This window comes from Sulfitobacter sediminilitoris (assembly GCF_010667575.1).
In the GTDB taxonomy this organism is placed as follows: domain Bacteria; phylum Pseudomonadota; class Alphaproteobacteria; order Rhodobacterales; family Rhodobacteraceae; genus Sulfitobacter; species Sulfitobacter sediminilitoris.
The window spans coordinates 187,763-200,641 of record NZ_JAABNT010000001.1; the positions used below are offsets into that span (position 1 = coordinate 187,763).

The 12,879-nt window shown below is 58.4% G+C and carries 11 protein-coding genes; 9 read left to right on the plus strand and 2 right to left on the minus strand.

The genetic code is table 11. The features are described 5' to 3' along the window. Positions 1-4: 4 nt before the first annotated feature. Entirely contained in the window at positions 5-913 is a 909-nt protein-coding gene (locus GV827_RS00950) for an AAA family ATPase (protein ID WP_164351819.1), read from the minus strand. A 230-nt stretch (positions 914-1,143) separates the two neighbouring features. Here GV827_RS00950 and GV827_RS00955 point away from each other — a divergent pair, with 230 nt between their 5' ends. The 9 genes from GV827_RS00955 (at position 1,144) to GV827_RS00995 (ending at position 11,385) form a co-directional block, all read left to right on the plus strand. Then, positions 1,144-2,178 carry a glycosyltransferase family 2 protein gene (locus tag GV827_RS00955; protein ID WP_164351820.1) on the plus strand — a complete coding sequence of 345 codons (1,035 nt, stop codon included), beginning with the start codon at positions 1,144-1,146 and terminating at the stop codon, positions 2,176-2,178. After that, positions 2,175-2,810 carry a sulfotransferase gene (locus GV827_RS00960; protein WP_164351821.1) on the plus strand — a complete coding sequence of 212 codons (636 nt, stop codon included), beginning with the start codon at positions 2,175-2,177 and terminating at the stop codon, positions 2,808-2,810. Before GV827_RS00955 ends, GV827_RS00960 begins: the two co-directional genes overlap by 4 nt. Next, a complete protein-coding gene (locus GV827_RS00965) occupies positions 2,807-5,164 on the plus strand; it encodes a glycosyltransferase family 2 protein (RefSeq protein ID WP_164351822.1) in 2,358 nt (785 codons plus the stop codon). Before GV827_RS00960 ends, GV827_RS00965 begins: the two co-directional genes overlap by 4 nt. A gap of 3 nt (positions 5,165-5,167) precedes the next feature. Next, on the plus strand, positions 5,168-5,863 hold the full coding sequence (locus GV827_RS00970; RefSeq protein WP_235929999.1) for an FkbM family methyltransferase: 696 nt from the start codon (positions 5,168-5,170) through the stop codon (positions 5,861-5,863). Beyond that, complete coding sequence (locus tag GV827_RS00975) at positions 5,864-6,913, plus strand: glycosyltransferase family 2 protein (protein WP_164351823.1); 1,050 nt, start codon at positions 5,864-5,866, stop codon at positions 6,911-6,913. Positions 6,914-7,018: 105 nt separating this feature from the next. After that, positions 7,019-7,963 carry a phosphoadenosine phosphosulfate reductase gene (locus tag GV827_RS00980; RefSeq protein ID WP_164351824.1) on the plus strand — a complete coding sequence of 315 codons (945 nt, stop codon included), beginning with the start codon at positions 7,019-7,021 and terminating at the stop codon, positions 7,961-7,963. 32 nt (positions 7,964-7,995) lie between these two features. After that, positions 7,996-9,030: a dihydroorotase gene (pyrC, locus tag GV827_RS00985; RefSeq protein WP_164351825.1), complete on the plus strand. Its 1,035-nt coding sequence runs from the start codon at positions 7,996-7,998 to the stop codon at positions 9,028-9,030. 28 nt (positions 9,031-9,058) lie between these two features. Continuing rightward, positions 9,059-9,736 carry an orotate phosphoribosyltransferase gene (locus tag GV827_RS00990; protein WP_164351826.1) on the plus strand — a complete coding sequence of 226 codons (678 nt, stop codon included), beginning with the start codon at positions 9,059-9,061 and terminating at the stop codon, positions 9,734-9,736. Between the two features lie 152 nt (positions 9,737-9,888). Then, positions 9,889-11,385: a replicative DNA helicase gene (locus tag GV827_RS00995; RefSeq protein WP_164351827.1), complete on the plus strand. Its 1,497-nt coding sequence runs from the start codon at positions 9,889-9,891 to the stop codon at positions 11,383-11,385. A gap of 156 nt (positions 11,386-11,541) precedes the next feature. On the opposite strand, the gene GV827_RS01000 is transcribed toward GV827_RS00995, so the two are convergent. After that, positions 11,542-12,837, minus strand: a complete 1,296-nt coding sequence (locus tag GV827_RS01000; RefSeq protein WP_164352177.1) for an alpha/beta hydrolase family protein — start codon at positions 12,835-12,837, stop codon at positions 11,542-11,544. Positions 12,838-12,879: the final 42 nt, after the last annotated feature.

The window sequence follows — 12,879 nt, forward strand, 5'->3', positions numbered from 1 at the left end:
ACACTCATGCAGGATCCAATGACGCTTTGGCCTGATCAAGGATGCGCTTGGCCTCGGATCCATGCAGCTTGGCGATATCATCCTGATACTTCAGGATGGCACCCAGCGTATCGGCGATCACTTCCGGGCTCAGGGTGATCACATCAAGGGCAAGCAAACATTTCGCCCAGTCGATGGTCTCAGCCACGCCGGGCTTTTTGAACAGGTCTTCGGTGCGCAGCTGCTGGACAAAGGCGACAACCTCGCGGCTGAGGCTTTCCGCTGCTTCAGGGGCACGGGCATGCAGAATGTCCATCTCGCGATCGAAATCCGGGTAGTCAACCCAGTGATACAGGCAACGGCGCTTGAGCGCGTCATGCACCTCGCGTGTGCGGTTCGAGGTAATGATGACAATGGGCGGCTCGGGTGCCTTGATCGTCCCCATCTCCGGGATCGTGACCTGAAAATCGCTGAGCGCTTCGAGCAAGAAGGCTTCAAACGGCGCATCAGTGCGGTCCAGCTCATCAATCAGCAAGATCGGCGCGCCCCGCTCATCGGGGCGCATGGCCTCCAACAACGGGCGTTCGATCAGGAACTCATCGCTGAAAAGCTGGGTGGTCAGCGCGTCGCGGTCCGCATCCCCGGCAGCTTCTGCCGCCCGGATGGCGACCATCTGGGCCGGGAAGTTCCACTCGTAAACGGCAGAATTGGCATCCAGCCCCTCGTAACACTGCAACCGGATCAGCTTTCGGTCCAAACCGGCCGCCAATGCCTTGGCGATCTCGGTTTTACCCACGCCTGCCTCGCCTTCCAGAAACAGGGGCCGGCCCAGCTTCAGGCTTAGGAAAACCACCGTTCCCAGTGCCCGCCCGCAGATATAGCCCTGTCCGCTCAGCATCTCCTGCACCGCATCGATGCTCGTCATGTCGCTCATATGCCTCTCCCCGATGCCCCAAAGGTGCATGGGCGCGGCGCAGGGTCAAGGCCCGCACATGCCAAATTGCCACGCCTTGGACAGCTGGTGCGTGCCAGATTGACGCGATTCGGCCGGACTGACATAATCTTTGCAAAGAATGAGAGGTTCCGGGGCATGATGCACCCGACCCCAAGAGGCGGATATGAGACAGAGCTTACGCAAATCCCTTTTGCGGGGTGAGGCCTGAAATGCGCATCACCGCTGTGACCTGCGTCAAGAACGAAGGCCCGTTCCTGCTGGAATGGATTGCCTTTCACCGCGTGATCGGGGTGACGGATTTTCTATTCTATTCAAACGATTGCACCGATGCCACGGACGAGATGCTGGACCGGCTTCAAGATCACGGCATCGTCGCGCACCTGCCCAACCCGGCCACCAACCGCAACTATCAGATGCAGGCGCTGAAAGCCGCAAAACAACATCCGCTGGTGAAACAATCTGACTGGGTCTGGATTGCCGATGTGGATGAATTCCCCAATATCCATGTCGGGGATCACAGCTTTCCCGCCCTCATTGAGGCCTGCGGCAATCCACAGGCGATCTCACTGACCTTTCAGTTCATGGCCAATGACGGGATTGAGGACTACGTCGACCAGCCTGTCATCACGCAGTTCCTGCGCGGCCATAACCCCGACATCTGGGGGGCAGACACCGCGATTGAGGTCAAGAGTCTGGTGCGCAGGGATTTCCCGGTGGAATACTATGGCGCGCATCGCCCTTTCCATGATGAGGCGAAGGCCAAGCCCAATTGGACCGACGGATCAGGCCGCCCGGTGCCGGCACCCTTTCGCAAGCGTGCGGGCAAGCGGCGCATACGGGCTTTCCCGGCGCGTGGTGCCCGCGAGTTGGCAACCTTGAACCACTACGCTCTGCGCTCGCTTGACAGTTATCTGGTCAAGAATGACCGGGGCGACGTGAACCGGGAACACCGGGCGTTTGACGACAGCTATTGGCGCGAACGCAATGACGGTGGTTATTTCGACGATAGCATTCTGCGCTATGAGGCAGATGTGCGTGCTGAAATGGACCGCCTCAAGGCGCTGGATGGAATCGGGGCGCTGCATGACAAGGCGGTACGCCTGCACATGGCCAAACGCGACGCATTGCTGGCGCAGGACAGCTATCAGGAGATGCGCAAGCAGTTGCTGTCGGCCTCCCCCTATTCCGCCGCTGAGACCGCGATCCGCGATGAAATCGGTTTTGAGATCGGACAGTTGCCATGAGCCGTTTGCGCGTCGTGAACCTTGCCCTGCCCAAGACGGGCACAACCACCCTGACTGACGCGTTGCGCCACGCGGGGCTCACGGTCGCCGACTGGCGCATTCGCGCTGGCCAGTCGACCCGCGATGACATCCCGCGCATGCATGTCGGCAAGATCATCTATGAAGATTACTTCGCCACCGGTGACCCGTTGGCCCGGCTGGATGAGTTCGATGTGATCAATGAAATGTCCGCCGTGCGCGAGGACCGCTCGCTCTGGCCACAGACGGATTGGGGCGTGCTATCCGCCATCCAGAAATGCCATCCGGGGGTAAAGTTCATTCTGACCATGCGCGATCCGGAAAAAACCGCTGATTCCATGATGCGCTGGAACAACCTTGGCAAACGTCGCCTGCCCTCCGCCGATATCCCGGGCCTGCCCCGTGGCTTTGGCCGGACCGAGGACCAGTTGGCGCGCTGGCTGTCGGCGCATTATGCCTTTTGCCACCATGTCTTTGACGGCGCGAAAAACTTCATGTCTTACGACATCGAAGACCCCGACGCACAGGCCAAGATCAGCGCCTATCTGGGCGTCGATTTGCCGTGGTGGGGCCAAAGCAACGTGGGCAAGCCCGCTGCAAAGGCGACTTCATGAAACTCACGCTTCTGATCGGCCCCACGGAAAAAGCCGCCATGCGGTTTCGCAGCCTGTTCAAGCACAAGGCAGGTGCGCTTGAGAAAGCCGGGATCGCTGCGCCGGACTGGAATCATGTGCGCCTCTACGCCGCTTGTGCCGAGGCGGACGAGGTCGGCGTTCTGCGCTACAAGCGCGGGCTGGACAATCCGCTGGTGCAGCAAACCCTGACGTCCGAATTTCACAGCCTGTTCGCCAGGGAATTGCCCACCATCAAGGCCGATCATATCGTCCTGTCAGCGGCGCAACTGGGCAGCTTGCTTCATACCCCGGATGAACTGGCGCGCTTACACGCCCTTCTGACACCCTATTTCGACGACATTCAGATCGTCGCCCATATCGACGAACAGGCGCGCCTTCTGGTGCAGCACTACATCTATGCCGTGTTGGAAGGCAGGCGGTATCCTCTCAGCCAAGAGATTGAACTGGCGAAAGAAAAGGATTGGTGGACGGGCGCCTTGGCACAAAGGCAGGGGAACGATCCTCACTTTGGCATCTTCAATGACATCCACCATCCGCCGTTCTGGCTGGATTTCAAATCGCTCCTGGCGTTCTGGGAAAAGTCGTTTGGCAAGGGCAATGTCACCCTGCGCCCTCTCGACCTCAATGCGCTCTATGGCGACGCCGGGATAGAAGAGCTTTGCACCACCCTCGGCATCGAGAACAGCCTTGGCAAGGTCGAGCCGGATCGCCTCTATCATCCGGAGCCTGCCGCCTCGCTGACCCGGATGCGGCACATGAACGAGGTGTTGATCCGCTTTGCACAGGCACGCGACATGATCATCCCCCGCGAGATGTGGACACAGGTGTTGCGCAACGTGCGCATCGCAGGTGACCCGATCGAGCCGGGCAGCCTCGCAGCCGTCTCCAAGCATTTCAAGAAAGACAACGCAGGTCTGATCAAGCGCTTCCCTGACCTTTCAACCGCCCTTGCTCCCGATGATCCCTGCGCCCCTTGGGAAGAGGCCGATCCGCAGATGGGCTTCCGCGCGACGCAATACCTTGCCGCCTATGCCTTTGCGCTTCGCAAGAACGGCACGCCGGTGGCCGAAAAGCGCGCCGAGGCTGAAGCAGCAAAGCGCGCGTCCGAGAAATTTGAGGAACTATTGAATGAGGACGCATCGGGCGCGGAGGAGCAAGCCGCCAAGCAACGGCTGTTGAACCGGGTCAAGGTGAACCACCAGATGGTCCTCTCCACCCAGTTCAAACCCCATAACAATCTTGGTGCCGTGAACGAAGAAGAACTGGCCGCTGCCTATACGCCCATGCCACCGCGCATCCTGCCCAAAGGCTCAACCGGCAATGTGATCGTGGGCTGCATGAAGAACGAAGCGCCATATATCTTGGAATGGATCGCATACCACCGCGCCATCGGCATCGATGCCTTCCTGATCTACACCAACGACTGCACAGACGGGACCGATGAGGTTCTGGGCCGCCTGATGGAGATGGGCATCGTTGAGCACCGCAACAATGACAATTGGAAGGGCAACTCGCCCCAACAGCATGCTCTGAACAAGTCTTTGAAAGAACCCGTAATCCAGAACGCCGAGTGGATCGCCCATATCGACGTCGATGAATTCATGAACATTCGCACCGGTAACGGGACGCTGGATGATCTCTTTGCCGCCGTACCGGACGCCACCAACATTGCGATGACATGGCGGCTTTTTGGTCATAACGGCGTCACCAAACTCAAGGACGACTTTGTCATTGAGCAGTTCGACGCCTGTGCGCCGAAATACTGCCCCAAGCCCCACACGGTCTGGGGCTTCAAGACCATGTTCCGCAACATCGGGGCCTACGCAAAGATCTCTTGTCACCGCCCGAACAAGCTGGCCGAAGACTATGAAAACAAAGTGAAATGGGTCAACGGATCGGGCCATGACATGACCCGGGACGCTGCCCACAATGGCTGGCGGTCGTCCAAGACCAACATCGGCTACGATCTTTTGCAACTCAACCACTACGCTTTGCGCAGCGCCGAATCCTTCTTGATCAAGCGCCAGCGCGGGCGCGCGCTGCACGTGGACCGCTCGATCGGGATCAACTACTGGATCCGCATGGACTGGTCCGATTTCCGCGATATCACAATCAAGCGCAACCTGCCCCGCTTGCGGGCCGAATATGACCGGCTGATGGAAGATAAAAAGCTCAAGCAAGCCCATCAGGCCGGATTGAAGTGGCATCAGGCCAAGGCAAAGGAACTGCACGCCATGCCCGAATTCGCAGAATTGTACCAACAGGCGCTGGACGTGAAACTGAACGAGACAGAGCGCGTCGCCTACGCCTTGTCGCTGGATATGGAGAGCTGAGACATGGACGGCCAACCCACATCAGAACCTGCCGGATTTATCCGGTCTCGCGGGATGCGGTTTCCCAAACACCCCGACATCATGCAAGGAAAGATTCGCCGCCTTCTGCGCAACAATGACTACGAGGCAAAGGAAACCGAAGCGGCCCTGCGCGTCGTCAGGGAAGGCGATGTCGTGGTCGAGTTGGGCGGCGGTATCGGCTACATGTCAACACTGGTTTCCACCAAACGCGCGATCAAATCGGTGCATGTCTTCGAGGCGAACCCAAATCTGATCCCCTACATCCAGTCGGTGCACGCCGCAAACGACGTGACTAACGCTCATGTGACAAACGCCATTCTGGGAACCCGCAAGGGCAGCGTGGACTTCTATGTGCGCGAACCGATGCTGGGCTCATCCATGCAGAAGCTGGAGGGCGAAGTGGATCCGCCTTCGGTCAAGGTCGACGTGCTGAATGCTAAGACCACCTTCAAGGACATTGGCGCGAACGTGTTGATCTGCGACATCGAAGGCGCAGAGGTCGATCTGATCCCGTCCCTCGACCTGAGCGGCTTTCGCGCGGCAATCATCGAAACCCACCCCCAGTGGATTGGACCCGAGGGGATGAACAAGGTGATGCGTGCCTTCATGGATGCTGGCCTTGCCTACTACCATCGCGGCTCGCACGGCAAGGTGCTGGCCTTTCGAACCGACTGGTAGATGACACATCTCGCCATCCTCTGCGTCCGGAACGAAGCGGCCTTCCTGCTGGAATGGCTGGCCCACCACCGGGCCGTGGGCTTTGATGATTTCCTTGTTTTTTCAAATGATTGTGACGATGGTACGGTGGAAATGCTCGACCGGCTGGCCGAGATGGGGATGCTTGACCACGTGCCAAACAACGGCCCCTACGATCAGGGCGGCATCCAGTTCACGGCGCTCAAGGCGGCAGCCAAGTTAAAGCAGGTCAAACAGGCGGACTGGATCATGCCGCTCGACATCGATGAATTCGTCAACATCCACTGTGGCGATCACACGCTATCCGCACTGCATGATGCCTTGCCTGACGCCACGGCCATCCCGCTGACATGGCGGCTTTTTGGCACTTCGGGCCAGGTCCGATACGAAGACGTGCCGGTCCTTGATACCTTCACACGCTGCGCCCCCAAGGTCATTCACTGGCCTTGGCGTGCGGCGCTCTTCAAAACGCTCTACCGCAATGACGGGACATACCGGAAACCGGGTGTCCACCGCCCCCGCGACCCTGATAAAACCAAGCTGGACGCCGCCCGCTGGTTCGATGGATCGGGTCGCGCTTTGGGTGATGATTTCAAGACAAAGCGCATCTTTTCCAACTACGGCATAGACAATTACGCCTTGGCGCAACTCAACCACTATCCGCTGTGCGCCTTGGAATCATACGTTCTGAAGGCCGACCGGGGCCGCGCCGTGCATTCCGATCACCTGCTCGGTCTCGACTACTTTGTCGAGCGCAACTTCAACACTGATGAAGATACCAGCATCCAGTCGCTCGCCCCCGCCCGCCAGGCCGAAAACATGAGCCTTTTGGCCGATCCGACGCTCAGGCAACTACATGAAAATGCGGTTGCGTGGCGCAAATCCCGCTTCAATATCCTGCTAGAACAAGAGCCGTTTCGCGCGCTTTTCGGCCGCCTGCTGATGGCCCCGCCAAGTCAGCCGATCCCGCCCCAAGCGGCGCAATTCCTGATCCGGCATGCCAATCTGGCCCACCAATCCGGCCCCAAATAGGCATATTTGCGCACGCATTCTCCTAAATTCTGCCGTATTGCACTGGTAACTCAGACCCCAAATCGCACATCTAATAACGCGATGCAGGCATTTGAGGACGCAGTCATGACAGACGAGACGCCAACGCTCGATACCTCCTTGGTCGACCTGCCACGGCAGGAATGGCTGTCGCTGGTCGATCAAATCGCGGATGAAGACGGGTATGTCCAAAACCTTGGACGCCGCCATCATGCGATCTTTATCGAAGAAGGCTCTACCCTGCTGGTGACGTTCGAGACTCTGCAAGGCATTCAGGCGCTCTCGGATCTCGGACAGCCTTTGGGCTGGGAGATGATCAAGGATCATGGCTGGTCGCACCTGTGCCTTGCCAGCAATGGCGACACATGGTTTCGCGACCCTGCGGTCTACAGCTATTTCGACCGGCTGGTCGATGACGGGTTTTTTGATGAATTCGACAACGTAATCTTCTATGGCGCTGGCCCATGTGGCTACGCCGCGGCCGCCTATTCCGTTTCCGCCCCCGGCGCATATGTCGTGGCCATTCAGCCGCAGGCCACGCTTGATCCGCGTCTGACCGAATGGGATGACCGCTTTACTGACATGCGTATTCAGGATTTCACATCGCGCTATGGCTATGCCCCCGAAATGCTGGATGCGGCAGAGCATGCCTATGTGCTTTATGACCCCCGCGAACAGCTTGATGCGATGCATGCGGCCCTCTTCACGCGGCCCAATGTCACCAAGCTGCGGATGCGCTTCATGGGCAATGCGCTACAAACCGACCTGTTGGAGATGGATACGTGGGCGCCGCTGATCAAAGCCGCTGGCGAAGGTGCGTTGACCGAAGAAGCCTTTGCGCAACTCTACCGCGCCCGGCGCGATTATCGACCCTATCTGCGCAACCTGCTTGACGCACTGGAGGCAGACGAGCGCGAGCCGCTGATCGAGGCGCTGTGTGCGAATGTGACATCGCGCATGCGGGCGCGCCGCTTTGCCTTCCGCCTCAAAGAGTTGAGGCAGGCCAAACTCCACAACGCAGAAGAAGACTAGCCCCAGACGGAGTGCTGTGCTAGCGCAGCACCATGACAGATACCCTCACGATCCGCCGCCCCGATGACTGGCACCTGCACCTGCGCGACGGCGATATGCTGCGCGCCGTATTGCCCCAGACAACAGCGCATTTTGCCCGTGCAATCATCATGCCAAACCTTGTGCCACCGGTCGTAACTGGCGCTCAGGCCGCCGCCTACCGTGACAGGATCATGGCCGCGATGCCCAAGGGCGCAGATTTCACGCCGCTGATGACCCTCTACCTGACCGAGGACACGGACCCAGAGGATGTGGCCAAGGCCCACGCCGACGGTCTGATCACTGCCGTAAAGCTCTATCCGGCAGGGGCGACAACGAATTCAGCCAGCGGTGTTTCCGACTTCAAGAAGGTCGCGAAGGTTTTTGAAAAAATGGCTGAAATCGGCCTGCCGCTTTGCACTCATGGCGAAGTCACCGATCCCGAGATCGACATCTTTGACCGCGAGGCCGTCTTCATCGACAGGGTACTTGATCCGATCCGCAAAACTCACCCCGATCTGCGCGTGATCATGGAGCATATCACGACCTCGGATGCCGCAGATTATGTCAAGGCAGGCAACGACAACCTCGCTGCGACCATCACGACACATCACCTTGTGATCAATCGCAACCATATCCTCGCCGGGGGTATCAAGCCGCACTACTACTGCCTGCCCGTGGCAAAGCGTGAAATCCACCGTCTGGCCCTGCGAGCGGCGGCCACTTCGGGCCATTCGCGCTTTTTCCTTGGCACCGATTCCGCCCCACACACCGATGCCAACAAACTGCTGCCTTGCGGCTGTGCGGGCTGTTTCACCGCAACGAATACGATGTCGATCCTCGCCGAAGTCTTTGAACAAGAAGACGCGCTTGACCAGCTTGAGGGCTTCACGTCGCTGAACGGCCCTGCGTTCTATGGCTTGCCGGTCAACGATGACACCATCACCCTGTCCCGCACTCCGCCCAGCTACCCTGAGCATATCGAAACTGGTGACGGTCCTGTCACGGTCTTCGATCCGCAAATGCCGCTGAACTGGTCCGTCATTTGACGCGCCGTCCGCCCCACAGGAGCAAATAATGATCCCAACCAGCTATCCCAGCCCTGAAGAAATGGCGCGCCTCACCGCGCGCATGCTGCTTGAAATCAAGGCGGTCCACTTCAATGCCGAAACGCCCTTCACGCTCGCTTCCGGTCTGCCCAGCCCCACGTACATCGATTGTCGCAAGCTGATCTCTTATCCGCGCATCCGCGCCACGCTGATGGATTTCCTGACCGTCACGGTCATGCGCAACGCCGGATTCGAAGCCTTTGACAACATCGCCGGTGGCGAAACCGCGGGCATCCCCTTTGCCGCCATGGTCGCGGAGCGGATGGGCCTGCCGATGACCTACGTCAGGAAAAAACCCAAAGGCTATGGCCGGAACGCCCGGATCGAGGGCGAGATGACCGAAGGCCAGCGCGTCCTGCTGGTCGAAGACCTGACAACCGATGGCGGCTCAAAACTGAGCTTCGTGGATGCAATTCGGGACACGGGCGCGACCTGCGGTCATACCGCCGTGATCTTTTACTACGGCATCTTCCCGCAAACGGAAAAGACCTTGGGCGATCATGGCGTTACGCTTCATGCCCTGTGCACGTGGTGGGATGTTCTTGCCGAGGCGAAGGCGCACTGTGCCTTCAACGAAGCTACTTTGAAAGAGGTTGAAACATTTCTTGAAGCCCCGAAAAAATGGCAGGACGCTCACAAAAGCTGAGCGCTCACTCTACCCGATGTTGACGCATAACCCTACTCTGGGGCAAGATATAGTATGCGAAAAGCCTTCCACCGGTTATCCACAAAAACATACAATTTGCGCCAAATCGTCCCACACTCTAAGACAGGCAGCGGGACAAATCGGGTGAGACCATGAACGAGATCACATCGCTCAACGCGAATAATATTGCTGTGCAGGCACCGGAAACCATGCCGCACTCCATCGAGGCAGAGCAGCAACTTCTGGGCGCGATCCTCACCAACAACGACATCTTTGACCGTGTGGCCTCAATCATCGGGGCCAAGCACTTTTATGACCCTGTCCATGCGCGCATCTACGACATCGCGGCACAGCGTATCGCCAAAAACAACCTTGCCTCTCCCGTCACCCTCAAGGCTTTCATGGAGGATGACGAGGGGCTGAAGGAACTGGGCGGACCCGCTTACCTTGCCCGGCTTGCAGGGGCTGCGATCAGCGGTTTTGCCGCACGCGATTACGCAACCATGATTTATGATCTCGCGGTGCGCCGCGATCTGATCCAACTGGGTCGCGACATTTCAGCCAAGGCGGCACAGGTCGATGTTGCCTCGGAACCTCGCGAACAGATCGTCGAGGCAGAGCAACAGCTCTATAAACTGGCCGAACAAGGGCAAGTAGAAAGCGGATTTCAAAGCTTTCTCAAGGCGGTAACGGACGCTGTTAATGTTGCCAACGCCGCCTATCAGCGTGATGGTGGCCTGTCCGGGGTGTCCACCGGTCTGATCGACATGGATGGCAAACTGGGCGGCCTGCATCGCTCTGACCTGCTGATCCTTGCCGGGCGCCCGTCGATGGGCAAGACCTCTCTTGCCACCAACATCGCCTTCAACGTGGCCAAGGCCTACAAGCGCGGTCAATTGCCAGATGGGTCCGAAGGTGCGGTCGACGGCGGCGTGGTCGGCTTTTATTCGTTGGAGATGAGCGCCGAACAGCTTGCCGCACGTATCCTGTCGGAAGCCGCCGAAATCCCCAGCCAGCAGATCCGTTCTGGTGACATGACCGAGGCCGAATTCCGACGTTTCGTAGATGCCGCCAAGGCACTTGAGGCCTGCCCACTCTTTATTGATGACACACCTGCCCTGCCCATTAGCCAGCTTGCCGCCCGCGCAAGACGCCTCAAGCGGACCCATGGCCTTGATGTGCTGATCGTGGACTATCTGCAGTTGGTCCGTGGCACGGGCAAGAACGAGAACCGGGTTAATGAAATCTCGGAAATTACCATGGGCCTTAAGGCGATTGCCAAGGAACTCGACATTCCGGTGATCGCCCTCTCGCAGCTCTCCCGTCAGGTCGAGAACCGCGAAGACAAGCGCCCACAGCTTTCAGACTTGCGTGAATCAGGCTCTATCGAGCAAGACGCCGACGTCGTGATGTTCGTGTTCCGCGAGGAATACTACAAAGAACGGGAGAAACCCGGCGATCACGATCTGGAGGCCATGGCCCGCTGGCAAGAAGAGATGGAACGGCTGCACGGACGCGCCGAAGTCATCATCGGAAAGCAGCGCCATGGCCCCATCGGCACCGTCGACCTCAGCTTTGAGGGGCGTTTCACACGTTTTGGCAATCTGGTGAAGCCTTGGCAGCAAGGCAGTAACGATCAGGAATTCTGATCTGACCTGACGGATCATCACGTATTCCATCCATAGGGCATAAGAAAGGCCTGTCCCCGCGGGGACAGGCTTTAACCAATAATTAATCGCTCGATTCCAGAGGCTTTCGGCGAAAAGTTCACCTTAACAAAAGATGAGCGTTTCCACGCGCGACAATTACTCCACGGACTTAACCTCATATTGCAGGCCCTTTGCCGTGCCTTTTGCAAAGCCTTTCCAATGGCTGTGATCGTCCTTTTCGGTACCATCGTCATTAACGGACCAAACACCCTCGTTGGAGTTTTCGACCAGATCCAGATAAGTCCCTTTGTCCTCATCGCCTTTCAGATGCTGATCCATCCATGCGGTCACGAAATGCTGCGCGATGTTGTTCATGCGCGCTGTGTTCCAGACCGGATCCGTATAGTGTTCCGAAATGTTGAAGCCCTTTTCCTCGGAGAAGTAGAAGCTCTCTTTGGGGGCAGGCATCGGCGCGCCTGAGTTATGCCCGCCGTTCACATAGGTCAGCAACGCGTGTGGCAGGTTCGAGGCGTTTTCCCAGATTGCGCGCACCCCGCTTTCATAAAGAGACACGTCATCCTGAGAGCCTGCGATAAAGAACATTGGAATACGGATGCCAGACAGCCCGGCAGCATCCCAGAAGCCGGTGTTCATGCCCCATGGTCCAAACGCCACCGCGGTCTTGATCCGCGCATCGGGCAGGTTTTCGTGTGTATCACTGCCCGCCTGATGAATGCCCAAGGTTCCGTGCGGTCCGCCCCATGGGTAGCCAACCGAAGCTTCGGTTACGCCGCCGCCAGCGGTGATGATCGCGCCATAGCCGCCCATGGAATACCCGATGAGACCGGTATTGTTTGCGTCATAGAGGCCTGCAAAATTACCCCCGTCAGCTGCCATTTTGGCCATCTCTTCCAGCACAAAAAGCTGATCCAGCGAACGGTTCACCAATGTTGATCCGAATGCCGCCTGTGTGCGGTAGGTGCTGTCCGTATGATCGATGGAGGCCACGACATAGCCCTTGGAAGCGATGTTTTCGGCAAGATGCGACAGCAGGAACCTGTTGCCCGGATAACCGTGGCTGATCAACACCAGCGGATAGGCGTTATCAGGTGCGGCGGGGGCCGCATCACGCACGGCTGTGCCCTGCAAGGTCACTTCTGTTGTGCCGTCACGCAGGAAAGCCTTGAGCGTCGTGTCCCCCGACGCGCCGTCTGCAGCGGGATACCACATTTCGACGGTCAGCGGGCGGTCGTAGGTGGGCATCGGATCGGGCTTTGGGGCCGCCGGATCAATCGCCAGAATGTCGATCTGTCCGGGGTTGACCATATCAAGCTGGCGGACGCCGACGGGCAGATCGCCGTAGGCGGCAAGTTCCGGTGCGCTTGGCAGTTGGGTGTCGATACGGTTTTCTGCCATCAGGGTCGTCCCGGCGATGCCGACGGCCAAAGCCATGGGCGCGGTTTTCAGTATCTTGTTCACGGTGTCATCCTCCTC